23 protein-coding genes are annotated in these 25,309 nt (G+C 41.9%); 17 read left to right on the top strand and 6 right to left on the bottom strand.

Annotated elements, in window-relative coordinates:
* Positions 1-258 precede the first annotated feature (258 nt).
* The gene (locus AB5N96_RS08925; protein WP_499705304.1) at positions 259-1,479 is read left to right on the top strand and encodes a tetratricopeptide repeat protein; all 1,221 of its coding nucleotides are present in this window, start codon (positions 259-261) and stop codon (positions 1,477-1,479) included.
* Between the two features lie 17 nt (positions 1,480-1,496).
* Here AB5N96_RS08925 and AB5N96_RS08920 read toward each other — a convergent pair whose 3' ends face one another.
* Both AB5N96_RS08920 and AB5N96_RS08915 read right to left on the bottom strand, forming a co-directional pair.
* Positions 1,497-2,255, bottom strand: a complete 759-nt coding sequence (locus AB5N96_RS08920) for an STAS domain-containing protein (protein WP_392454334.1) — start codon at positions 2,253-2,255, stop codon at positions 1,497-1,499.
* Positions 2,236-2,880 (bottom strand): cobalamin B12-binding domain-containing protein, encoded by a 645-nt coding sequence (locus tag AB5N96_RS08915; protein ID WP_499705303.1) that lies wholly within the window; start codon positions 2,878-2,880, stop codon positions 2,236-2,238. Before AB5N96_RS08915 ends, AB5N96_RS08920 begins: the two co-directional genes overlap by 20 nt.
* Before the next feature lie 220 nt (positions 2,881-3,100).
* Between AB5N96_RS08915 and AB5N96_RS08910 the strand changes: the two genes are divergently transcribed.
* The 5 genes from AB5N96_RS08910 (at position 3,101) to AB5N96_RS08890 (ending at position 7,928) form a co-directional block, all read left to right on the top strand.
* Entirely contained in the window at positions 3,101-3,793 is a 693-nt protein-coding gene (locus AB5N96_RS08910; protein ID WP_499705302.1) for a response regulator transcription factor, read from the top strand.
* Positions 3,777-5,102 (top strand): sensor histidine kinase, encoded by a 1,326-nt coding sequence (locus AB5N96_RS08905; protein WP_499705300.1) that lies wholly within the window; start codon positions 3,777-3,779, stop codon positions 5,100-5,102. The genes AB5N96_RS08910 and AB5N96_RS08905 overlap by 17 nt, the downstream gene beginning before the upstream one ends.
* Before the next feature lie 68 nt (positions 5,103-5,170).
* A complete protein-coding gene (locus AB5N96_RS08900) occupies positions 5,171-5,755 on the top strand; it encodes a PepSY domain-containing protein (protein ID WP_499705299.1) in 585 nt (194 codons plus the stop codon).
* Between the two features lie 979 nt (positions 5,756-6,734).
* On the top strand, positions 6,735-7,337 hold the full coding sequence (locus AB5N96_RS08895) for a PepSY domain-containing protein (RefSeq protein WP_499705297.1): 603 nt from the start codon (positions 6,735-6,737) through the stop codon (positions 7,335-7,337).
* Positions 7,338-7,442: 105 nt separating this feature from the next.
* Positions 7,443-7,928, top strand: a complete 486-nt coding sequence (locus tag AB5N96_RS08890) for a divergent PAP2 family protein (protein ID WP_239584952.1) — start codon at positions 7,443-7,445, stop codon at positions 7,926-7,928.
* A gap of 74 nt (positions 7,929-8,002) precedes the next feature.
* On the opposite strand, the gene AB5N96_RS08885 is transcribed toward AB5N96_RS08890, so the two are convergent.
* Complete coding sequence (locus tag AB5N96_RS08885; protein WP_499705296.1) at positions 8,003-9,238, bottom strand: DUF2254 domain-containing protein; 1,236 nt, start codon at positions 9,236-9,238, stop codon at positions 8,003-8,005.
* A gap of 89 nt (positions 9,239-9,327) precedes the next feature.
* On the opposite strand from AB5N96_RS08885, the gene AB5N96_RS08880 reads away from it, so the two are divergent.
* Positions 9,328-10,137: a DUF1206 domain-containing protein gene (locus tag AB5N96_RS08880; RefSeq protein WP_499705295.1), complete on the top strand. Its 810-nt coding sequence runs from the start codon at positions 9,328-9,330 to the stop codon at positions 10,135-10,137.
* Positions 10,138-10,279: 142 nt separating this feature from the next.
* On the top strand, positions 10,280-11,347 hold the full coding sequence (locus tag AB5N96_RS08875; RefSeq protein WP_499705294.1) for a branched-chain amino acid aminotransferase: 1,068 nt from the start codon (positions 10,280-10,282) through the stop codon (positions 11,345-11,347).
* 473 nt (positions 11,348-11,820) lie between these two features.
* Here AB5N96_RS08875 and AB5N96_RS08870 read toward each other — a convergent pair whose 3' ends face one another.
* Positions 11,821-12,795, bottom strand: coding sequence for a proline dehydrogenase family protein (locus AB5N96_RS08870; RefSeq protein WP_204590993.1), 975 nt, complete (start codon positions 12,793-12,795; stop codon positions 11,821-11,823).
* A gap of 282 nt (positions 12,796-13,077) precedes the next feature.
* Between AB5N96_RS08870 and AB5N96_RS08865 the strand changes: the two genes are divergently transcribed.
* Positions 13,078-14,118: a glycosyltransferase family 4 protein gene (locus AB5N96_RS08865; protein ID WP_204590990.1), complete on the top strand. Its 1,041-nt coding sequence runs from the start codon at positions 13,078-13,080 to the stop codon at positions 14,116-14,118.
* A 106-nt stretch (positions 14,119-14,224) separates the two neighbouring features.
* The gene (locus AB5N96_RS08860; RefSeq protein ID WP_204590988.1) at positions 14,225-14,581 is read left to right on the top strand and encodes a YhjD family protein; all 357 of its coding nucleotides are present in this window, start codon (positions 14,225-14,227) and stop codon (positions 14,579-14,581) included.
* On the opposite strand, the gene AB5N96_RS08855 is transcribed toward AB5N96_RS08860, so the two are convergent.
* Positions 14,560-15,096 (bottom strand): competence protein ComK, encoded by a 537-nt coding sequence (locus tag AB5N96_RS08855; RefSeq protein ID WP_392454320.1) that lies wholly within the window; start codon positions 15,094-15,096, stop codon positions 14,560-14,562. The two genes, AB5N96_RS08860 and AB5N96_RS08855, sit on opposite strands and share 22 nt — an antisense overlap.
* A 178-nt stretch (positions 15,097-15,274) precedes the next feature.
* Here AB5N96_RS08855 and AB5N96_RS08850 point away from each other — a divergent pair, with 178 nt between their 5' ends.
* The 4 genes from AB5N96_RS08850 (at position 15,275) to AB5N96_RS08835 (ending at position 21,847) form a co-directional block, all read left to right on the top strand.
* Positions 15,275-15,511: an IDEAL domain-containing protein gene (locus AB5N96_RS08850; protein ID WP_204590984.1), complete on the top strand. Its 237-nt coding sequence runs from the start codon at positions 15,275-15,277 to the stop codon at positions 15,509-15,511.
* A 173-nt stretch (positions 15,512-15,684) separates the two neighbouring features.
* A complete protein-coding gene (gene uvrB, locus AB5N96_RS08845) occupies positions 15,685-17,679 on the top strand; it encodes an excinuclease ABC subunit UvrB (protein ID WP_204590982.1) in 1,995 nt (664 codons plus the stop codon).
* Complete coding sequence (uvrA, locus tag AB5N96_RS08840; RefSeq protein WP_499705293.1) at positions 17,680-20,550, top strand: excinuclease ABC subunit UvrA; 2,871 nt, start codon at positions 17,680-17,682, stop codon at positions 20,548-20,550.
* An 85-nt stretch (positions 20,551-20,635) separates the two neighbouring features.
* Positions 20,636-21,847: a DUF4097 family beta strand repeat-containing protein gene (locus tag AB5N96_RS08835; protein WP_499705292.1), complete on the top strand. Its 1,212-nt coding sequence runs from the start codon at positions 20,636-20,638 to the stop codon at positions 21,845-21,847.
* Positions 21,848-21,959: 112 nt separating this feature from the next.
* Here the strand turns inward: AB5N96_RS08835 and AB5N96_RS08830 are convergent, their stop codons facing one another.
* Complete coding sequence (locus AB5N96_RS08830) at positions 21,960-22,496, bottom strand: N-acetylmuramoyl-L-alanine amidase family protein (protein ID WP_499705291.1); 537 nt, start codon at positions 22,494-22,496, stop codon at positions 21,960-21,962.
* A gap of 110 nt (positions 22,497-22,606) precedes the next feature.
* Here AB5N96_RS08830 and hprK point away from each other — a divergent pair, with 110 nt between their 5' ends.
* Genes hprK through AB5N96_RS08815 form a run of 3 tightly spaced genes read left to right on the top strand, consistent with a single transcriptional unit; the run spans position 22,607 to position 25,309 of the window.
* Positions 22,607-23,527, top strand: a complete 921-nt coding sequence (gene hprK, locus AB5N96_RS08825; RefSeq protein WP_499705290.1) for an HPr(Ser) kinase/phosphatase — start codon at positions 22,607-22,609, stop codon at positions 23,525-23,527.
* 16 nt (positions 23,528-23,543) lie between these two features.
* Positions 23,544-24,356, top strand: a complete 813-nt coding sequence (lgt, locus tag AB5N96_RS08820) for a prolipoprotein diacylglyceryl transferase (protein WP_204590972.1) — start codon at positions 23,544-23,546, stop codon at positions 24,354-24,356.
* 11 nt (positions 24,357-24,367) lie between these two features.
* Positions 24,368-25,309 carry a nucleoside recognition domain-containing protein gene (locus tag AB5N96_RS08815; protein WP_204590970.1) on the top strand — a complete coding sequence of 314 codons (942 nt, stop codon included), beginning with the start codon at positions 24,368-24,370 and terminating at the stop codon, positions 25,307-25,309.

Here is a 25,309-nt window from a genome sequence, read left to right as displayed (position 1 = left end):
CCTCCCAAATTTCATTTGTGGGAGGAGTATCTCATGAATTTTCTTCTATTAGAATGTGTGCACTATTTGACGCTTACAATTATCCATAAAAAATGGTCATCACTCACTCGCGATGACCATTTTTTATATTATTGGCCGAGTTTTGTCCCAGCCTCTTTTATTTGGACTAATCAATTTGAAAAATGGAAGAATTTGCTTTGTGTGAGAGACTATTTTCCACTATCATTAGAGATACTAATAAGATAAAGAGGTCTTTCCATGAATTATAAAAAATATATTCTAGATCAATTAGAAGTTCAAAATCTTTATTATGATGCGAATTCATCTCCTTTTGATAAATTAAAAGATGAACGAGAGCTTACTGAAAAAGAATTAGAAACGTTAATGAAGCGAATCGGAATAAATCAAATGATGATAGACCAAAAACTATCGCATATAAAAACTCTGCTTCACTTATTTATGAAGCATCTTATTTATACAGATTATGACAAGGCGGAATTTGTTTATTCAGAAGTAGCTACTTATGATGATTTTCTTCCATATACAACGCATAATCGTTTAGCTTCACTATTGAAAATTCGTTATTTTCAAGTGAAAAAAGAGCACACTAAAATCAAACAACTACTTACTAAATTAAAAAAAGAAAGACTGGAATTTAGTCCTCTCGAAGAATTATTATTTGAATATTTACAAGGAATCAATGAGATGAATGCTGGAGATTATGAGTCTGCTAATAAGAGACTGGATCATGTAATCCGGAACACATCTGCATTGTACGGGTTTGAAGGTGAAGTTTATTATCATTTAAGTATTGTCAAAACATATCTTGAAGAACCTAGCCGAGCAATTTACTATGGGAAAAAAGCATTGGACTATCTAAGTCAACAATACAATTATCGTCGAATCTTGCATGCTCAGATGTCCCTTGCGATTAATTGTGCTTATGCAAAGATTTATGAGGATGCGATAGAGTATTATGAGCATCTGTTGAGGAATTCTCAACTGTTAAATCAAAAAGAATTGCTACCTCATATTTATCATAATATGGGAGATTTATATTTTAAAATGGAGAACTATTCACTAGCAATTGCTTATTTTAATATGGCAGTGAATCATCATGAAGTACAAAATTTGAATTTTGCTAGCGCATTATTCAATTTAGGATTAACAGAACTCGAAACTAAGAAGAACGAAGATGCAATTCGAACTTTTGAAAGGCTGGCAGATGTCTCACACAATAACTCATTTAAAAACTATGAGTTATATACAGAATTCTATTTGAAGCTGTTGAAGAGTTCAGAAGAGGCTGCACATTCTTTCTTAGAATCAACTGTGATTCCATTTACAAGGTCCGAACCTAGTGAAAAGAATTTCGAGTATATATTCTCCGACATGCTCGTCCGCTATTACAAAAACAAAGGCCAATACAAAAAGGCATTCAGTTATATAACTGACGAAAAATATAATGAAAAATCCTGATTTGGTTGTGCACCAAATCAGGATTTTTCTATAGCCGCTAATGCAGAGGCAAGCTTTGCAAAAAACTGCACATCCGTTGTTTGAATTTCAAGCTCGTTTAAAGCTTTTACTTGTTTTGGATGAAGACCAGAGACAAGTATTTGAACGCCCATGATTTGAGCGGATTTTACGAACTCATCAACACCGCGCCAGTTGATCAAATCGAATTCTCCTGAAGCTGTAAAATCGATAATAGCAATTGACGTATTTTCTTGTATGAAATGGTTTAATAATCGATGAAATATGGAGACCATTTGATCAGAGTCCATGGCACCAAAGATAGGAACAAGGGAGATACCCTCTCTCAATACAATGGCAGGAGCCGACAAATTTTGCATGTCTGTTAATAAGCCAGCTACACGATCTTTTTCTTCGATTAATTCTTCATTTCGTATCGTAAGTTCAGCTTGTAATGCACTTAGCTTAGAGCTTACTAATGAATATTGGGAAGATTTTTGGACGATTGTGCATACGCACTCTTCACGATTCCAAGTTACAAAGAGATCCACGAAGTTTAAACGCCCATTTTTTGCGTGTAAACTGATTTCTAAAGGTTCGCCACGTTTTAGTGTCTTCAAAAATTTTGCGACCTTCGATTGACTTCCTGGATCCACAACAGTTAAAAAGGTGCGGTGCCAGCCGTATTCCGCAATGAACTCTTCAGATGCATCTTGTACTTCTAATGCTTCGTTTACTACTACTGCTGGAAGGGAGAAATCACGAAATCTTTTTGCCACTCGGGCCACCTTCCTTAACCCAGTTTTCTAATGAAGGTAAAGAATCCATGATAGTTACGGAAGAAGGCAGAAGAGTATGCAAATCAATTTGTTGCGTAATTCGTCCTCCAATGACAACTTCACTATCAGGATAATCTTCATTTAATTTTAGAACTAAGCTCTGAATGGCCATAATGCGATGAACAAGAGCCGCTGAAATCGCAATGACATCTGGCTGCCACCGTTCGATGGCTTTGATAGCATGGGATTCAGGCATATTTGGACCGAGATAGCGTACACGCCATCCGTATTGTTTGAAAATGCTACTTACCATTTTGAGTCCGATGTAATGTTCTTCATCTTGGACGCCCATAAGTAAGACGGTTTTTTCATTTCGTTCTACAGGAGCTAAATGAATATCTAATCGGGAGAGAATAAAGTCGCAGATAGCCGTCGCGAGATGTTCATCTGCTACTGTAATTTTATTGTTTTCCCACAAGTTTCCTATGTGTTGCATCGCAGGCGTTAGCAAATCATTCATCATTTCTTGTCGAGATGTTTGGTTCATTTCTTTCTCGACCAGCTGAATCGCGCGTTCTTCGTCTCCATCTAACAAGTAGGAGGCGAGCTGATCTATTTTGTTCAATTGATCGAACTCCTTTCTCTCGCTACTTGTGAGTCGTTCTCTAAGTGTCGTTGCAAGAATTCACGCTGTTTTTTCCAATCAGGTATCATAGAACCAACCCCATCCCTTTTATGTACCCTACAGTTTACCACTGTATAACGTATGTGTCTAAGTAGGAGGGTTCGAATCACACCATTTGTTCGGATTTCTGATACGATAATGAAAAGTGGAGGGTGAGCTTATGAGTGAACGAATTCTAATAGTAGAAGATGAATTAAAGATAGCGCGGTTGCTTCAACTGGAATTAGAGTATGAAGGGTACAGAACCAAACTTGCCCACACGGGAATGGACGGGTTACTCTCATTTCGTGATGAACAGTTTGATTTGGTATTGCTAGATGTCATGCTGCCCGAAATGACCGGGTTTGAAGTGCTAAAACGTATTCGAGCTACAGATGAATGGACACCGGTGCTGTTAGTCACTGCCAAAAGTTCAGTGAAAGACAAGGTGGAAGGGTTAGACTTAGGAGCGACGGATTACATTACGAAGCCATTTGAGATGGAAGAAGTGTTTGCACGTATCCGTTCGGCACTTAGAAGAGCGTCTTCTAGTAAAGAACAAGGCGTTCAAATTGGTGGACTAGTTGTAGATGAAGCGAGACATGAAGTAAAAGTTGAAGGACAAGTTGTTCAGCTGACACCTCGTGAATTCGAACTGCTTGCATACTTTGTAAAAAATCCAAACATTGTGTTGACCCGCGAGCAAATTTTAGATGTGGTTTGGGGATATGATTATTACGGAGATACGAATGTCGTGGATGTCTATGTGCGCTACGTCCGAAAGAAAATTGAGATGGAGAACCATACGTATATTCAAACGGTCCGAGGAGTGGGCTATGTGTTGAAGGAGTCGACTCATGAAGCTAAAGGCTAAAATTCAGCTGTTCTCGACGGGGCTGGCCATTGTGACTTTACTTATTGTAAATAGTCTTGCCTATTTTTTATTTGAACAGTTTTCCTACGACAACGCTGCTACTCCTCTTCGAAATGATGTACAGCAAGTCGCGGCAGCATTTACGAGTGTGACAGATCCTGCACAGTTGCCAACTATTTTAAGAGCCTTCGTGCCTGAAAATGGGGCGCTCCGCGTTTTAGAAGGTGAACAACTTCTCTCTTCTATAGAAACGAGAGAGGGGCTCTACAACTATGAGGTCGCCATCTCCCAAACAGAACCTTACACACGATCGACAAACGATAATGGTTCAGTAGTCAGTGTGGCAACGACAGCGATACTAGGCTCAGGAGAGATTGTGACGATTGAATTGCATCAGCAAACAAGTGCTTTAGATGATACGTTAGCGCTATTATTTAGAACGTTTGTATTGGTAACTCTTTTAGGTGCACTTTTATTAGTAACTGCGAACTTTTTAGTTGGAAAACAAGTGACGGCTCCGATTGAGCGATTGATTGCTCATATGAGGACCAATCGGGAGCAAGGTTCTTATCAAGTCGTGGAAGTGGAAGAAAATCGCAAAGATGAGCCAGCTCAAATGAGTCGAGAATTCAATGCCATGATGGAAAAGTTGGAAGAAAATTATTTGAAACAAGAAAACTTTGTTTCTAGTGCGGCACATGAATTGAAAACTCCGCTCACGATTATTGAAAGTTATGCGAGCCTTTTGAAAAGACGAGGAACCGAGGATCCTGAAGTTACAGCGGAATCACTGGATGCTATTACATCTGAAACAGAGCGGATGAAGCTGATGATTGAACAGTTTTTAGAGCTAGCGAGAAGTCAGCAATCTGTAGATGTTGTATTGAAAGAAGCGAATATCGTTCCACTAGTGCAATCACTAGCCAACCAACTTCAATCCGTTTACTCTCGTGCCATTCATGTGTCCGCCCCTAAAGAAGTCTACCTAAAGACTGATGAGGCACGTTTACGCCAATTGTTGACTGTTTTACTCGACAATGCACAAAAATATAGTGAAAATCCTGTGCGCATCGAACTAGATAGTCGTCAAATACGAATTCATGATGAAGGGGAAGGGATTCCGGAAGAAGCGATTCCACATCTGTTTGACCGATTTTACCGTGTCGATCAAGCTCGGACACGTTCCAAAGGCGGTAGCGGAATTGGACTAGCTATTGCTAAAGAACTGGCACACCAGTTGAAACTAGACATAACAGTAGAAAGTAAATTAGATGTTGGCACAACCGTGTATCTCACTCATAAAAAGTAGTTCTCAGCAAATTTTAATCTTTAGGTTTTATACTGTAGTCACAAAGTTAAATGAAAGGAGTGACGAGTATGCAAAAAAAACCTTGGTTTATTCCTTTACTGCTCACCGGCATTATTTTAATCGGTTCCATCTTTTACTTCCAGGTCACGACAGCTGGCGAAGAGCCAATGACCCGAACCGAGATTCAAGAGCAACTGGAACGTATGTACAGTGGGACCATTACAAACTTGGAACTTTCGGGTGAAAGTTACCGAGCGCAACTAGAAACGGATGATGGGTTTTACACTATTGAAGCAAATGCACGCTACGGGACAGTCGTATCAATCGTGCAGACCGAACAAAAGCAAGCAGAGTCATCAGAAGAAGAGCAACAACCGGAACAAGTTGAACCAGAGCCTGAAGAAACTCCAACAGAAGAACAGGAGACTGTAGAACAAGCCCCTACACGTCTAACAGAGGAACAGGTTTCGGAGATTGCTCTGCAACAAGTTTCAGGAACTGTAGAAGATGTTGATTTCGAGCAGTCTGAAAGTGGCGGATATTATCTGGTGGAGATTGAGCAACCGGATCAAGGCGACGAGGATGGTCCAGAAGCCACCGTGCAAATTCATGCCATCACAGGTGAGGTACTTTCTGTGGTTTGGGATGACTAGTATTAGATGTGTAGCCGACTGTTTAGAAATTGTGCGAAATGCCAGCGTGGGCTGTGGAGCGCTCTTTGCTTCATAGACTGCGATGGCATTTTGCGGGATTTCTAGGAGGCGCAACTCGATTTCGTTTAGATGTATAGAACGCCACTATAATATAGACCGCCCTTCACCCAGACCGCCATTTCCTGGGTGAGTTTCACCGAGCCTCCCCACGTAAGATGAAAGAAAAGCACTTTCATCTTCGTTGCCGGGTCTCGGCAAAACTCAGATAGCCCGGGAAATGACGTCCTGGCTTACGGGCTCAGATAAATATAGTAGAAAGCAACTCGATTGCGAGTAGATGTGAAGAACGCTATTTGAACGAATGAGCTTCATCTTCCAAAGATTACTTTAAAGAAGAATTAAGAATGAAAAGGATTGGGGCCGCTCTATTTGAGCGGCCCCAGCGCCATTCTTCTTAGTTTGTCCTTCCATAATCATCTCCAGCTGAACCTAATTTGTTCAAGTGCTTCTTTGCAGGAAGTAGTTCCTTGCAACTTCTTTGAGTCGGCTCCGCCTCTATTTAGTAATCATGTCAATTTGTTTTGCACTAACACATATAATTACTGCCGGGCTGTGCTAACGCAAGGCCCGATTTGGTGTGGATTCACACACAATCTAGGACGACGATTTTAGTAAAGTGGATTTGCAATCGTTCTCCAATAGGTGCTAGGCACCCAATAGAAGTTGAGTGGAATGGAGGGGTTGACTCCAGTGGGATTACAGTCTGCCGTGAGATCCCGCAGGAGTATGCGACGAGGAAGCTCACGCAGCGCCCACGGAAAGCAGCCCCGCAGTGGAACTCAACTTCTTACAGCACCCATTTTCTAAACAGTCGGCTCCACATTTTAAAGATTCTCATCAAATTCTAATGTTCCTCACATAAACCTCTCATCTTCACTGGATATGATAAGAGTAACCAAAAAAGAGGAGGCGTTACAAAATGAAATTTAACAAATGGTTACTTATCCCAGCCGCAACAGGAGCACTAGTCGTAGGAGGTGTCGCACTCGCCGATGATCGAGATGACTTAACTGACTACATTCCAGTCAATCAACAACCAGCGAATGCCGAATACATCACGCAAGAAGAAGCACTGAAAATCGCAAACGAACGTGTAGAAGGAGAAGTTGTAGAAATCTCACTTGATTCAGATGACCGACGTGTTCACTTTGATGTTGAAATGAAAGATGGCACATACGAATATGAATTTGATATCGATGCGGTGAGTGGAGATGTCTTTGACTTTGAGCGTGACCGTGACGATGATGATTCCAATCGTTCACAAACACAATCCACTTCTGTGCAATCCGGTGGAACAGCTCAAGTGGCGAATACTGAAGATGCGCTAACTATGGAAGAAGCAATTGCTATCGCACTGAATGAAGTGACTGGAACAGTGACAGGCGCTGAACGCGATGATAACTATTACGAAATTGAAGTACGCGATGGAAATGTAGAATACGAATTTGATATCGATGCATTCACAGGAGAAATTCTGAAGTTCGAAAAGGATACAGAAGATGACGACGATTTAGACGACTAATCAAAAGAGGCCATGCGCCTCTTTTTTTATGTGTGAAAACCGTTTAGTCATTAGAGGAGGTCGGGTATAGTAAGAAAAATGAATTTTAAAACTGGAGGCCTTTGAATGAAAACACCAAAACCAGACTATCGAATGAATCGTGGCATCTTAACCGCGATTGGAGCGATTGGATTAGCACAAGGATTAAAGATTTTAACACATAAAAAAGTAACAGGTAATTGGGACGTGAAAAAGGCAATTTCGACAGGTGGGATGCCAAGCTCTCACTCAGCAGGAGTTTCTGCACTTGCCTCCTATGTAGCTGCGAATAAAGGGTTTCGCCACACTGAAACTGCATTATCCGTCACATTTGGGATCATTGTTATGTACGACGCACAAGGTATTCGGAGACATACAGGAGAGATTGCCCAACTTGTAAATGATTTGGAAGACCAATTTTCTAAAATCTCAGGAGAGTTTCCAAGTTATGAATATATTGAACGTGAAAAAGAACTAAAAGAGCTTTTAGGACATCAACCTGTTGAGGTTGCCGCTGGGGCCCTTCTTGGTACTGTTTGTGGAATTATTTCCGCAAAAATCGAAGGAAAATAAAGCTACGAAAAAAAGTAACTTCTCTGGATTGATTTAGAGAAGTTACTTTTTTGTGTTTTTTGTAATGTGACGATTTAGTTCACTTGAACAAACTTAGTGACTCTTTCCTGATCAAAAGGTTCTAAACAGTCTTCATTAAAATGACCAATCATGTAGTGGACCATTTCATTTCGAAGAGCTTCATCTTGAATCACTTGTAACGCTTCTAAACATGCCAGCAAAACATTTATATCTTCGCGCCCATAATGCGCAAGACCTGAAAACGTTTGAAACAATAAGTCACGGTTCGATTTGTGAGGAAGTACTACGCTTCCTTCTTCAGATGAAAAGTGGACATAAGAAGCAGCTTCTTCAAGTGCCTGCGGAAGCAACCCGCTTAAATGGTGAATGCAAAGGATCGCCGTGTTTGGATCGTTGATTCCGGGTGAAATCGCACGTAAAGCAATCTCCACTATCTTTTGGATAGCATAACTTACATCTTGATTCGCTGAAGGTTCCGGCCCAATCACAAAATACTCGGCTATAGAATCAATCACTTTTTCAGTACCTTCAACTTTTAAAAGGGGCTCATTTTTCGTCACGAACGAACCAATCGGCTTTAGAATTTCAAGTTTCACTTTGTTTGAACTAGCACATTTCATAAGCGCGTCTATCTCAATCATTCGAATGTAGCCGACAGCATCCGAAGAAATGAGATGCGTCTCTTCCACTTTATGAACCGGTTTTTCAGCTAATCTGACATACGAATAACGTGAATAAAGCTTTTCATTCTTTTCAAATACAGCATGCGTATCTGCTGCTAAATCTGCTACTAAGTTACTGACTTGGATCGATGTGGCTACACTATGAATGAAATAAGCAAAAAATGCTAAACAAATGACAGCGAACACTACGCCTACTGTAGCTGAAATAACATTATGATCAATAGAAGCTTCTCGCATAAAGAGTAGAGAAAGAATAGAGTATACAAAGCCTCCCATGAAAATTCCTAGAACGCGCATCGTCACTTTGTCTGTTATAAAATTCTTCAACACACGTGGGGAAAACTGACTGGAGTATGTAGTCAATACAACCATGATTGTAGAAAAGGTAATCGTCGTCATCGTTAACAATGCGCCTGCAATTGTACCTAAAATCGTTTGTGCCAAGTCAACGGAAGTCAGCATGAAGTAGGGCAGTTCTTCCACCAGTTCCTCGATATAGAGCGTATCGATCAATACGGTAGCGATAGCAAGCAATGCAGAGAAGAACGTAAATAGGGTCGGAGTAAACCAGATACTATCATTTAGTCGAAATAACCATTTTTTCATAGATTTCCTCCTTTAAAATTTAGTATAACAGGTTTCTCTTTTATACCATGCAGGGAATAGGTAAGCAAACAGGTGAGGAGGGCTTACATATGGAAGAAACTAAACCTTGGATTCGGCGCTTTAGCCGAGTCGGGTACATGACAAAAGGAATCGTCTTTATCATCATTGGTATACTCGCCCTTCTCGCAGCTTTTGGAACCGGTGGAGAAACAACAGGAACTACAGGAGCTGTCGAGTCAGTTGCAACTTTGCCATTTGGAAGACTATTGCTATGGATAATAGGAATTGGGTTATTTGGGTATATTGCTTGGAATTTGATTAAAGCAATCAAAGACCCACAGGGAGAAGGGAAGGACGCAAAAGGGATTGTGAAGAGAATTGGCTATTTTGTGAGTGCTAGTATTTATGGGAATTTAGCAATCGGAGCAATCTTACTCGCAATGCGACAAAAATCCTCTTCAGGTGGAGGAGAGTCGGAACAAGAGATTTCGGCTAGATTGATGGAGCAGCCATTTGGAGTGTGGCTCGTAGGATTGGTTGGGGTCATTATTATGCTTTATGGGCTTTACGAATTGCAAAGTGGCGCACTTCTCAAGTTTATGGAACAACTAAAAACGCATGAGATGGATGCAAAGGAGAAATCTGCTGCTGAAAAGGCAGGAAGAGTCGGACTGATTGCACGAGGTTTAGTGTTAGCGATGATCGGTTTCTTCTTTTTACGTACTGCATGGACACATAATCCTGATGAATCTAAAGGAGTGGGAGGGGCCTTTGATGAGTTGGCGTCTCAACCTTATGGCATGTTCTTACTCGCAATTGTAGCAGCGGGCTTTATACTTTATGGAATTTATCAATTTATTCGTGGACGTTATGAGCGTATGAACTACGGTCGCCAATAAAAGATTAGTGGGTCTCCTTCTACTGAAGGGGACTTTTATTATGAGAAATTTCGAAAAATAGCTTTTCTTTTCTGGAAATGAGCGTATAATAACATATAATATATTGCAGGATATTGCAAAAAGTCGAAGGGGAGTATGTTGAATGGTTGTTCAAGTTGAAAAGTCAATCTCACATGATAGAAAAGCAAAAGTGCCGGATCAGCAACTCATTTTCGGTCGCACATTTACAGACCATATGTTTGTTGCGGATTACAGCGCGGGGCATGGCTGGCATGATTTCCGCATACAGCCCTATCAACCGCTTGTTTTAGACCCTTCTGCCATTGTTCTTCATTACGGTCAGACAGTTTTCGAAGGATTAAAAGCGTACAAATCTTCTACGGGCAAAATCCGATTGTTCCGCCCGCGGTTAAACTTTGAACGGATGAATGAGTCTTGTGCACGTATGTCTATGCCGGCAGTTGACCCAGATGCAATGCTTGATGCGTTGATGGAACTCCTTCAACTTGAGAAAGAGTGGATTCCAACAGCCCCAGGAACGAGTTTGTATATTCGTCCTTTCATGATCGCAACGGAAGCCTATTTAGGTGTGGCACCTTCACAAAAGTACCAATTCATGATCATCCTTTCCCCAGTGGGCTCTTATTATAAAGAAGGAATCGCTCCTGTTAAAATTCTTGTAGAGAATCAATATGTACGGGCCGTAGCTGGCGGTACAGGAACTGCGAAGACAGCCGGAAATTATGCGGCGAGCTTAAAAGCCCAAGAAGCAGCCGCAGCAGAAGGCTATGCTCAAGTCATGTGGTTAGATGGAGTCGAACGAAAGTATATCGAAGAAGTAGGAAGCATGAACGTGTTTTTCAAAATCGATGGAAAAGTATACACGCCTGCTCTAAATGGAAGCATTTTAGATGGCATCACGCGCCGGTCCATCATCGATATCCTTCGCTACTGGGAAGTGCCTGTGATTGAAAAGCGTATTTCGATGGAAGAAGTTCGGGATGCACATCGTACAGGTAAATTGGAAGAAGCATGGGGGACGGGAACAGCAGCGGTGATTTCACCAATTGGCGAGTTCCGTTGGCAGAATGAATTGTTTTATGTGAATAATGGCCAAACAGGAGAAGTGTCTGCTCGGCTTTATGATACATTGACGGGAATTCAGACAGGGGAACAACCAGACCCATTTGGGTGGACGATTGAGTTTTAATTAAAGAACAGGTAAGAACAGGTGACAGGCACCATTTGGAAGTCGATTCCAAATGGTGCCTGTCACCTTTTTATTAGGAAGCCCTACAGCAAGACCGCCATTTCCTGGGAGAGTTTCACCGAGCCTCCCCACGTAAGCTGAAAGAAGAGCACTTTCAGCTTCGTTGCCGGGTCTCGGTAAAACTCTGATATCCCGGGAAATGACGGCCTTACTTCCAGGCTCTGCTAACTAAATAAATTTATCCAAACTTGCTGTCCTCACATTTAGCGTTTCTAACATAGCATTCAAAAAAAGCCACACATGAGGAAATACTAACCTCGCGTGTGGCGTTTTCTACTTCTTATTGGAATCGAGTTGCGCCTCCTAGAAATCCCGCAAGAAGCCATCGCGGTCTATGAAGCAAAGAACGCTTCACAGCCCACGCTGTCTTCTCGCACAATTTCTGAACAGTCGGCTCCACATCTAAAATACTCTTACTTCTTTTTACGCTTCGATAGACGCCCAACTGCAAATGCAGCAGCTGCAAGCCCAATCATTTTGTTCGTGTCTTTCGTGAATACTTGCTTCACGACGAGATTCATATTTTGTGGACGCTCTGCAAGACGACGCATGAAGTAGCCGTACCAGTCTTGACCAAAAGGCACATACACACAGAAGTTATAGCCTTCTTGTGCTAATTCTTTTTGCATGTCTGTACGGAAGCCGTAAAGCATCTGGAACTCAAATTTGTCAGTTGAGATATTGTTCTCTTTTACAAACTGTTTCACATGATTGATGACATTGTGATCATGTGTTGCGATGGATGTGAATTTCCCGTGTAATAAGTGATACTCGATCAATTCGATATAGTTCGCATCGATTTCTTCTTTCGTCTGATACGCAACTTCAGCAGGCTCTTTATAAGCACCTTTTACAATGCGTAGACGGAAGTTTTTATACTTTTGAATATCTTCTTCAGCACGGAAGAAGTACGCCTGAATCACAGTACCCACATTTGTGAATTCTTTTGATAGCTCATCTAAAATGTCAAATGACGGTTGAAGATGCTTATTGGATTCCATGTCGATGTTGATAAACATATCGGTTTTGCTCGCACGCTCGACGATTTCATAAAGATTTTCTAATGCAAAATCATAATCAATATCTAGACCAAGTTGTGAAGGCTTTAAAGAAATATGTGCGTCTACTTGGTGTTCGTTGATTGCATCAATCACTTCTAAAATTTGCGCTTTTGCAGCAAGTGCTTCTTCACGTTCAAAAACAAATTCACCTAAATTGTCTACAGTTGCTGAAATACCCATTGCATTTAATTTCTTAATGCTTTCAATAGTTTCTTCTACTGTAGTACCTGCTACTACGTGTTGTGCGCCCATTTTTAAACCGTAGCGTTTTGCTGCAGCATTTAACGTTTGGTTTTCAGATAAAGCGATAAAAAAATCTCTTAACATGGCGATTCCCCTATCTATTCAAATTAAAGAAAGTATATCATATATCGCAATTGAAAACGATGATTCTGAAAATTAGGAAGATGGCTATCATTAAACTTAAAATGAATTACTAAGTATATAAAGTTTAGTGTAAGTATTCGGTCTTTTGACAATAAAAACCCTTTCCTATATACTTTCATGGAGTTTGCTAATTACATGTGAAACATCTAGTACATTCTATACGTCTATTTATTAACATTAATTCATAATTATCTTATTGATTAAAGAAAGAGGAGGAAAGGCATGCTAGCCTATGCATTGGTTTTGGCATTTGTCGCATCCGTTGTTTTTACACCGTTTGTTAAGCGTCTGGCTTATCGGATAGGTGCTGTGGATCGTCCTAATTACCGCAAAGTTCACGCACGCATTATGCCAAGGCTTGGTGGACTTGCCATTTATTTATCATTTATACTTACTTATTTAGTTTACCGCCCAGATGGCGAATTTGATAAAGCACTATTGATTGGTGCAACCATTATAATTATTACCGGCATGTTAGATGACATGCTTGAAATTACTGCGAAAGCAAAAATTTTAGGACAACTTTCAGCAGCAGCAGTTATTGTTGTTTTTGGTGACATCCAAGTTGAATTTATTAACTTGCCTTTCGGTGGAACACTTGAGTTTGGTTACTTTTCTATTCCACTTACGATTCTATGGATTGTTGCCATTACAAATGCTGTAAATTTAATTGATGGCTTAGACGGCTTAGCGGCGGGAGTTTCAACTATTGCACTCATCACTTTGTCTGCAATGGCAATTATTATTGGGAATCCTTTTGTTGCTAGTGCAACAGCGATTCTTGCAGCGAGCACTCTTGGATTCTTAGTATTCAATTTCTATCCTGCACGGATTTTTATGGGAGACACGGGAGCTTTATTCCTAGGCTACATGATTTCCGTATTTGCACTTCTTGGATTTAAGGGTGTCACGATGTTCGCTTTGATCATCCCGATCATTATGCTCGGTGTACCAGTATCCGACACATTCTTTGCAATCATTCGTAGGCTTCGCGAAAAACAACCGCTCTCAGCAGCGGATAAATCGCATTTGCATCACTGCCTTCTTAACGTTGGATTCACACATCGTCAGACGGTTTTAATCATTTACTCAATTGCTGCACTTTTTGGTGTGACAGCTTTAATTTTCTCCCAAGCTACAATCTGGGGAGCACTTCTTCTGGTAGCGGTCATGTTGGTAATCATTGAACTGTTTGTCGAAATCATTGGTCTTGCTGGAAAGAATTATCGTCCAATCTTAAACCTTTTAAAATTTACAAAATAAAAATGAGCAGCTTCTGATGAAAAATTTCATCTAGAAGTTGCTTTTTTTATTTTTCGATGTAAAATAGATAAATAAGAACAAGTGTTCTATTAAAGGGGTGAGGAAGATGCCAGTAGGATCAGAAGAGCTGGTCAATCAATTGGAAAAACTGATTTACTTGCCTATGGTAATGACTGTATTTGCGAAAGATCGAGAAATAATTGCTAAGGCTGGTTTTAAATTACCTCGGCCCTACCTAGAACTTTTAGAACGTGCGGATAAACAAGTACAACAAGAGTTGAAAGAAGTTCATGAAATCATTCGAAAAGAAGGAGTAAAAGTAGTGCGTGGAAAAGGTGATGAATTGTTTACGGAGTTTATTTTCTATCACCAAGGTTACGAAGAGCATAGACGCTACTTAAATGTGCGACTCCGCAACCAAGTTGAAGAATATGTAAGAACTTACTTAGGCGTTGTCAGCTGAACAGGATGGGTGAAAAACTGTTCTCTGCTTTCTAATCTTTTTAAAAATCCACTGCGGATTGCATTTGCTAAAACCAGTTGGCGGTTCAATGTAGAAAAGGACGCATTCACCGTAATAACTTTTCCATTTGTGAAGTGGATGTCCGTAAAGCCAGCAGCAACTGTAGATTTTTTATGCATTTCAATTGCATGTAGAGAAATCCAAGTGTTCAAGGGAGAGCGTGGCGACATAAGTGGAATAAGAACAAAGGGTTCACCTTTAATATTTTCAATAACAATCGGAACTTTATGATATTGCCCCACCAATTCATGAGAATCTTTAATTGCCTTCCCAATCGAATTTCCACAAAACTCACACGTGTTTCGCACTAATGTAAAACAATCTGTTGCAAAAATGGTAGAAGTCCCACTCAACGTGACTACTTCCGCCTGAATACTAAACTCATTGAATACAGGTCGTACCATGGCTGTATCCAAAGTTAAGTAGGTGTCTTTAGCTACTCGTTTTGCTTTCAAATAGTATAGCCCCTTCGCATTAGAATACTTCCTATTATACCGTTAATTGGAAATTAGACAATAGCTATTGATTGATTATTTAAAATAAATAATGTAGTTTGTTTAATTTGAATTTTCTAAAAAGTTATTGCAAAAAAAGAAAGTCTTGCTATAATAGAAATCAAAAGAGGTGAATATTATGGACAAGTACTATTCATACACAGATTTTCTAAAAGCTATGTCAGACACGGGAACAGAGAATACATCGGCCGCGCTGCTACAAGAAATCTATCTGGATATGTTCTTAGACCATATTCACCGCGAGCAACTTCTAGAGAGACTCGAGTTGCTAATCGATGAAGCGCTCGACGCGGGGGATCAAGAGAAATTTATGCTGTATACGGGTCAACTCAATGAGCTACATAAAGCCGAATGAAAAAACTGCCGACTTGGCAGTTTTTTTGTGTTTTCAAAAAGAGTAAATGATTGCGAAATCGCTATAGAAAGTCTACTATAAAAACATACGTTCGTTTTTAACTCTTTGTAAAAAGGGTATCATGAGAGAAACGAAGATACGGAGAGATTTTATATAGAAGGAAGTGTAGTGAAATGGCGGAACAGACCCTTTTTGACTTGCAAGCTCCTTATGAACCAGCAGGAGATCAAATAACCGCAATCCGAGAACTGATCGCTGGCGTCAAAGAAGGAAAACGGCATCAGACATTACTCGGTGCAACAGGCACAGGGAAAACATTTACGGTCTCTAACGTGATCAAAGAAATTAATCGCCCCACTTTAGTGATGGCACATAATAAAACGCTTGCTGGTCAACTTTATAGTGAGTTCAAAGAATTCTTTCCAAACAATGCAGTCGAATACTTCGTCAGCTATTATGACTACTATCAACCGGAAGCGTATGTACCCCAAACCGATACGTATATTGAAAAAGATTCAAGCATAAACGATGAAATTGATAAACTTCGCCACTCTGCTACATCCTCTCTTTTTGAACGAAAAGATGTCATCATCATTGCATCGGTTTCGTGTATTTATGGTTTAGGGAATCCGGAAGAATACAAAGAAATGGTTGTATCTCTTCGAACGGGTATGGAGATTGAACGCAACCAACTGCTGCGTCGCCTTGTAGATGTCCAGTACGAGCGCAACGATGTGAATTTTATTCGAGGAACATTCCGTGTGCGAGGTGACGTGGTAGAAATTTTCCCCGCTTCTCGAGATGAGAAGTGTATTCGTGTTGAGTTTTTTGGAGACGAAATTGATCGCATTCGAGAAGTAGACGCATTGACCGGTGAAATTGTAGCAGAACGAGATCACGTGGCTATTTTCCCAGCATCCCACTTCGTTACGCGTGAAGAGAAAATGAAGATTGCTATTGAAAATATTGAGCGCGAACTTGAAGAACAACTGAAGAAATTACGTGCTGAAGATAAATTACTAGAAGCGCAACGCCTAGAACAACGCACGAACTATGATTTAGAGATGATGCGTGAAATGGGCTTCTGCTCGGGTATTGAAAACTACTCTCGTCATTTGACATTGCGTGAACCGGGTGCCACTCCGTATACTTTGCTCGATTATTTTCCAGATGACTTCTTACTTATTGTCGATGAAAGTCACGTGTCCTTGCCACAAGTGCGCGGCATGTACAACGGTGACCAAGCGCGTAAATCTGTGTTAGTCGAACACGGTTTCCGATTACCTTCCGCACTCGACAACCGTCCGTTAAAGTTTGAGGAGTATGAAGAACGCATTCATCAAGCAATTTATGTGTCGGCCACACCAGGCCCGTATGAACTTGACCATACACCAGAAATGGTTGAACAAATTATTCGTCCGACTGGTTTACTTGATCCTGTCATTCATATCCGTCCGATCACCGGACAGATTGATGATTTGATTCATGAAATCAATGTGCGAGCAGAACGAAACGAACGTGTGTTGATTACAACATTGACGAAGAAGATGTCAGAAGATCTTGCGGATTATTTAAAAGAGCTGCAAATTAAAGTGCAATACCTTCACTCTGAAATCAAGACGCTAGAGCGGATAGAAATCATTCGCGAGCTTCGACTGGGAACATATGACGTGTTGATTGGAATCAACTTGTTACGAGAAGGTCTAGATATTCCAGAAGTTTCGTTAGTAGCGATTCTTGATGCAGATAAAGAAGGCTTCCTGCGCTCGGAACGTTCACTCATTCAGACGATCGGGCGTGCAGCTCGTAACTCGAATGGTGAAGTGATTATGTATGCCGACAAAATCACAGATTCCATGCAAAAAGCCATCGATGAGACCAAACGTCGTCGTGAGATTCAGATGGCGTACAACGAAAAGCATGGCATCACACCAACGACGATTGCGAAAAAAGTGCGTGAAGTAATTCGTGCGACGCAAGAGACGGAAGAAGTGGAAAGCTACGCACAACAACTTGTTTCTGGTAAGAAGTTGACGAAAGAAGAACGCGAGACGCTCATCATGAGCATTGAAAAAGAAATGAAAGATGCTGCACGCGCACTTAACTTTGAGCGAGCAGCAGAGCTTCGGGATGCACTTCTCGAATTAAAGTTAGAGGGAGGAAGCTAAATGAAGCACCAAGAGATTCGAATAGAAGGGGCACGTGCCCATAACTTAAAAAATGTGAGTTTGACCATTCCTCGTGACAAACTGGTCGTGATGACCGGATTGTCGGGTTCCGGTAAATCTTCTCTCGCATTTGATACGATTTATGCAGAAGGACAGAGACGCTATGTAGAGTCCCTGTCTGCTTATGCGCGTCAATTTTTAGGCCAGATGGATAAGCCGGACGTCGATACGATTGAGGGTCTTTCTCCCGCGATTTCAATCGATCAAAAAACTACGAGTCGTAATCCTCGCTCTACAGTAGGGACGGTAACAGAAATCAATGATTATCTACGCCTATTGTATGCACGAGTAGGAAAACCGATCTGTCCAAACCACGGAATCGAAATTACCTCTCAAACAATCGAACAGATGGTGGACCGCATAATGGAATATCCAGAACGAACGAAGCTTCAAGTGCTCGCACCTGTTGTTTCCGGACGTAAGGGGACACATGTGAAATTGTTTGAAGACTTGCGAAAACAGGGGTATGTCCGAGTTCGTATCAATGAAGACTTGGTAGATCTAGATGACAATATTGAGTTAGACAAAAATAAAAAGCACACAATTTCTGTCGTGATTGACCGTATCGTTATCAAAGAAGGTGTGGAACCTCGACTAAGTGATTCATTAGAAGCGGCACTACGTTTGGCAGAAGGGAATGTCATTATCGATGTCATCGGAGAAGAGGAGTTATTGTTTTCTGAGCATCACGCATGCCCGTACTGTGGATTCTCAATCGGTGAATTAGAGCCGCGTATGTTCTCGTTTAACAGTCCATTTGGAGCTTGTCCAGACTGTGATGGGTTGGGGATGAAATTAGAAGTGGATCAAGAACTAGTTGTTCCGGATATGTCCTTATCATTAGCGGACGGGGCAATTGTTGCCTGGCAGCCGACGAGTTCGAACTACTATCCAAAATTATTAGAAGCTGTGGCGAAACACTATAAAATTTCCATGAAAAAGCCGGTTAAAGATTTGCCTAAAGACCAGTGGGATAAAATCATGAACGGTTCCGGGAAAGAGAAGATTCGCTTCCGCTACGTAAATGAATTCGGGCAAGTGCGCGATAACATGATTTACTTTGAAGGAGTACTTGCAAATGTTGAACGCCGCTACAAAGATACATCGTCCGACTATATTCGTGAGCAAATGGAAAAATATATGGCAGAACATGCATGTCCGACATGTAGTGGGTACCGCTTGAAGGAAGAGTCTCGAGCGGTAAAAGTAGAAAGCTTGCATATCGGGGAAGTCAGTGAGTATTCGATTGAAGAAGCACAAGCGTTTTTCAACGGTTTGAACCTTTCTGAAAAAGATATGCAGATCGCCCGCCTTATTTTACGTGAGATCGAAGAGCGTCTAGGTTTCTTAATCAATGTGGGACTGGATTATTTAACGCTTAACCGCGCTGCTGGAACCCTTTCTGGTGGAGAAGCGCAACGTATTCGTTTGGCGACACAGATCGGTTCGCGTTTAACCGGTGTTCTATACATTTTAGATGAGCCATCAATCGGCCTTCACCAACGCGATAATGACCGACTCATCGGGACGCTTCAAAGCATGCGAGATATCGGGAACACATTAATTGTCGTTGAACATGATGAAGATACAATGATGGCGGCGGATTATCTCATTGATATAGGTCCAGGAGCTGGTGTGCACGGCGGAGAGATTGTTGCTGCTGGAACTCCTAAACAAGTGATGAAGAGTAAAAAATCACTCACGGGCCACTATTTGAGTGGTAAGAAGTTCATCCCCGTGCCAGTGGAACGCCGAGAATCAGATGGTCGGAAATTAACGATTCATGAAGCAACGGAAAACAATTTGAAAGGTGTCTCTGTCGACATTCCACTTGGTTTATTCACAGCAGTCACAGGCGTTTCCGGGTCTGGAAAGAGTACATTGATCAATGAAATCCTTTATAAATCACTCGCACAAAAAATTAATCGTGCAAAAACAAAACCGGGTGCGAGTAAAGGAGTCACTGGAATCGAACAACTTGAAAAAATCATAGATATTGATCAGTCTCCGATTGGGAGAACGCCTCGTTCCAATCCGGCAACGTACACAGGCGTGTTTGATGATATTCGGGATGTGTTTGCTGCGACGAATGAAGCGAAAGTGCGCGGCTATAAAAAAGGGCGCTTCAGTTTCAACGTGAAAGGCGGTCGCTGTGAAGCCTGCCGCGGAGACGGGATTTTAAAAATTGAGATGCACTTCTTACCAGACGTCTATGTGCCGTGTGAAGTATGTCATGGAAAACGTTACAACCGTGAGACTTTGGAAGTGAAATACAAAGGGAAAAACATCTCAGATATTTTAGAGATGACAATTGAAGATGCGGTTCTATTCTTTGAAAATCATCCGAAAATCCATCGTAAACTCCAAACGATTGTCGATGTCGGACTTGGCTATATGACATTGGGTCAGCCAGCAACAACACTTTCTGGTGGGGAAGCGCAACGTGTGAAACTTGCAAGTGAATTGCATAAACGCTCTACAGGAAAAAGCTTCTATATTTTGGATGAACCAACAACTGGACTACATGTAGATGATATCGCTCGTTTACTTGTCGTATTGCAACGTCTCGTAGACAACGGGGAAACTGTGTTGGTTATCGAGCATAATTTGGATGTTATCAAGACGGCAGATTACATGATCGATCTCGGTCCAGAAGGCGGAGACAAAGGTGGTACTCTTGTAGCTACTGGAACCCCTGAAGAAATATGTGAAGTTCCTGAATCGTATACAGGCCGTTATTTAAAACCGGTGCTTGAGCGTGACAAAGCGCGTATGGAAGCTTCTGTGAAGACAGCTACAAAAGCTAAATAAAGCCAAGGGATGAAACTTTTTTGTTTGCCAGACGTATGAGATACTGTAGGAAGAAAGAATACCAGTAGAAAGAGGAGGCCACACCATGCAAGATGAACGTAAACGTATATTGGATATGCTAGAAAACGGACAAATTACTGCACAAGAGGCAATGGGACTGCTGGATGCTTTATCGAAACAACAAGAACAGACACATACGAGCTTCAAACAAGACACAAAAGAAACGACGAATCGTAACCGTGATTTCATTGAAGATGCAAAGCGTGATTTTACTGTAGTAGGTGAGCGTGTCATGCAGATGATGCAAGGGACGGTCGAAAAGCTTCGGCAATTTGATTTCGACAATCCATTTGGAGACGCTGTGACGATTAAAGATTCTTATACGCTTCACCCGGAATCACTTCGTTCGATTACAGTAGACATCGCAAATGGGAAAGTGGAAATTTATCCGACAGACGAAGCGCATGTTACAGGAGATGTGACAGTAAAGTCATACCGTTCTATGCCGGAAGAAGAGTTACGTCAAAAATTACACTCCGACTTTGTATTTAAAGAAGAAGATGGGCGCTTACGTGTATTTAGCGATATGAAGACGATTGCTGCTCACCTTACCTTGAAAGTCCCGAAACATCACTACGAGCAATTAACCGTTCGTTTATTCAACGGCGATTTAACGGCTGGATCGTTTGATGCGAAACATATTAAAGTGAAGACGACAAACGGCAAAGTTTCGCTCCACCACATGGAAATTGAGGAAGTGGACATTGAAACTGTCAATGGTGCTGTTCAATTGAAGGATGTAAACGGGGAAGCAGTAGAAGTAGAAGCAGTGAACGGCCGTATTTACGTAGAAGGAAAAATTCGTGACCTTGAAGCGACGAGCGTCAACGGAAATCTTGTATTGACGACTAAGCATCAGTCACCGCGTAAATTAGAAGGTTCCGCGTTAGCCGGTAATGTGGAATTATACGTTCCACGTCACTTACCACTTAAAGGTGAAGCCTCTACACAACTAGGGCAGCTAGATGTCCAACTTGCAGATGTGACGCAGACGAATCATTCGGAACAATTTATGATGAAGAAAGTTTCGTTCACAAAAGCAACAGATGACGATCAAGCACCTCTCTACGTATCAGGGGAAGCGAAGACAGGTACTGTTGTTGTTCGCTATACAACAACAGAAGAATCACATGCACCCGCTCCTGCAGCGACGACTTCTACAGAAGATACATCGACAACGGAAGCGTTAAATGATGCATTCGATTCATCAAATACGCATGATCCAGAGAATCGCTAATTCATAGGAAAAGCCTTGCCATCGCGGCAAGGCTTTTTTTTGTGGATGCTACATGGAGGTGACAGGCACCATTTACCATCAGTTCCCAAATGGTGCCTGTCACCCCTTTCTTCTAAAGTACACTTCGAATCCCCGCAGCAATCCCTTTCGCACACTTCCGCTGGTACTCCTCCGACAACAACAACTCACACTCCACTCGATTTGTCATAAAACCCACCTCTACCAAGATAGCTGGCATAGTAGTGCGTGTTAGTACATGGAAATTCCCTGTTTTCACACCTCGATCCAAGCGTCCCGTCTTCTTCACTAACTGAGCCTGCACAGCCTTAGCAACAAGATGAGATTTCTTGCTCGCTCGTGGGGCAATATAGGTTTCAATTCCAGAAACAGCGTTCCAGGTCGACCCATACGCATTTGCGTGAATTGACACAAACAAACTGGCTTTCAACTGATTGGCAAACTGCGACCTTTCCCATAAAGGGACGTCCCTATCTCCGTTCGTGGTGAAGTGACATGTCACAATTCCCTCTAATTCTTGCTGAACAAATTTTGCAATCGCTACATTGACATGATACTCCCGCAATCTACCATCCGGTGAACGCTTACCAGCAGTGAAAGGGCCATGACCTGGGTCCAAAACTATACACATTGACTTCTCCTCCTTTTCAGAATAAATAGAGAAAAGGAGGGCGGAAGGATACAATTCCCTCGAGAAGTCGTGCTACAATAAGAGATATGTTTTTGAAAAGGGGGAACCGTATGGCCCACGTCACCGCAAAAGATTTGCTCGAACAATTTCCGCTTACACTCGTTAGTGGGGAAGAAGGAATTGGACGACACATTTCGATTATTGATATCTCACGGCCAGGACTTGAGATGGCGGGCTATTTTACACATTATCCGTCTTCACGCGTCCAACTATTAGGAAAGACCGAGCTCTCATTTTTTGAACTACTCGAGCCAAATGAAAAACAGCAGCGTATGCTGAAGCTCTGTGCTGCAGATACACCTGCCATTATCGTGGCGCACAATCATGAAGTGCCAGAAGAACTTCTTGCAGCTTCTAATGAAAAATCAGTGCCAGTATTTAAAACGCATATTCCGACGACGCGCTTTTATAGTCAGCTGACAAACTTTTTAGAACGGGAACTTGCACCGATGACAGCCGTTCATGGTGTGTTGGTCGACATCCACGGTGTTGGTGTTCTCATCATCGGGAAATCCGGCGTCGGGAAAAGTGAGACGGCTCTAGAACTTGTCAAACGTGGTCACCGACTCGTGGCAGATGATTGTGTGGAGATTCGTCAAGAAGGCGAGGGCGTACTGATCGGATCAGCGCCTAAATTGATTGAACATCTGCTAGAAATTCGCGGACTTGGTATCATCGACATTATGACGTTGTTCGGGGCTTCGGCAGTCCGTAGTCAAAAGCGAGTCACTCTCGTTATTGAACTGGAACTATGGGACGGGGCAAAAAATTATGATCGTCTCGGGATAGAAGAAGAAAAAATGCCAATCATTGATTCGGAAATTACGAAATTGACGGTTCCTGTCCGACCAGGTAGAAACTTAGCGGTTATTATTGAAGTGGCCGCCATGAATCACAGATTGAAAAAAATGGGGATGAACGCGGCAGAAGATTTTGCAAACCGCCTAGATTCCGTCATCAATTCTAAATAGAAAGCAGGAACTTTGCATGTGGGATAGTGTTTTACTTGCCATCGATCCAGTTGCGTTTCAACTCGGACCGTTGTCAATTCGTTGGTATGGCGTTATTATTGCGCTCGGAATCGTCGTTGCATTTTTAGTAGCGCAAAAAGAGATGGTCAAGCGTGGCTTCCATCAAGAATATTTAACTGATCTATTGCTGTGGGCAATTCCACTCGCAATCATCGGAGCACGTATTTACTACGTTATTTTCAAGTGGGAAAACTACGCAGACAATCCACTGGACGCTTTTAAAATTTGGGAAGGTGGAATCGCGATTCACGGTGCGTTGATTGCATCGTTCTTAACAGCGTACTTCTTCACAAGAAAGCGGAAAGATTCGTTCCTGAAAGTAACCGACATTGTCGCACCAAGTATTTTAATTGGGCAAACGGTTGGGCGCTGGGGCAACTTCATCAATCAAGAAGCGCATGGTGGTGAAGTGACGCGCAGTTTCTTAGAAAGTTTATACATTCCGAACTGGATCATCGAACAGATGAACATTCGTGGAACGTATTATCATCCGACATTTTTGTATGAATCTATCTGGAACTTGACGGGGGTCGTCATTTTGATCGTCCTTCGCAAAGTGAATCTGTTGCGCGGTGAAATGTTCTTGTTCTACTTAACATGGTACTCTGTTGGTCGCTTCTTTATTGAAGGGCTTCGTACAGATAGTCTTTATTTAGTGGGAGATTTGAGAACGGCACAGGTCGTTTCCCTTGTAACGATTGTTGTCGCAATCATTGTATTTGTATATCGTCGTTTTGTGTTAAAAGTGAAAGTACGCTATCAAGATTAAGAAAGAAGGCCATGCTCGTGGGGATTTGGAAACGCGGTGCGCAAGCAGGACTGAAGACAGCTTGGACACTCGGGAAAATCATCTTTCCCATCACGTTTATTTTAACTATCTTGCAGTTCACCCCGGTACTTCCTTGGGTAACAGAATTGATTGCGCCTTTCATGCGTCTGATTGGTTTACCTGGTGAAGCAGCCATCCCACTTGTTCTGGGGAATGCATTGAATTTGTATGCAGGAATCGCAGGGATCTTATCTTTAGAGCTGACGGTTAAAGAAGTATTTATATTAGCCGTTATGCTATCTTTTTCCCATAACATCTTCATTGAGACGGGTGTGGCACTGCGAGTCGGTGTCAAACTTTGGGTCGTCTTAGTTGTCCGTTTCGGGCTTGCCATCATTTCCGCTGTATTGATTAATTGGCTATGGAAAGGTGGAAGTGAGACGGCTCAATATGGGGTCATTCAAGCAAAAACTGCCGTTCCAGAAGGATGGGGAGAAATCGTGCTCCTTGCTTTACAAAAAGCGGCGATCGGTGTGTTCCAATTAGCACTCATCGTTATTCCACTCATGATTGTCATTCAGTTTTTACGCGAGAAAGGCTATATGCAAAAACTTAGTGACCGCATGGGACCGCTCACACGCGTTTTAGGTGTACAACCAAATGCATCCTCTACGCTCGTAGCGGGTCTAGTGATCGGGCTTGCTTATGGTGCAGGCGTTATGATTCAAGCCGTGCAAGAAGACGGGGTCAGCAAAAAAGACGCAACACTCGTATTTATCTTCCTAGTTGCGTGTCACGCCATTGTAGAAGATACACTCATCTTTATACCTTTAGGAATTCCTATTCTGCCACTCCTATTAATACGTTTAATTACAGCATTCGTCTTAACAATCGCTGTCGCGTATGTCTGGAGGAGAGCAGAACGCACTCAACAGAAAGAGGTGACGCAGTAG

This window comes from Chryseomicrobium imtechense, assembly GCF_041475995.1.
Classification (GTDB): Bacteria; Bacillota; Bacilli; order Bacillales_A; family Planococcaceae; genus Chryseomicrobium; species Chryseomicrobium aureum.
The sequence above is the reverse complement of the archived record's forward strand: the minus strand, read 5'-3'. Positions and strand labels throughout refer to the sequence as shown.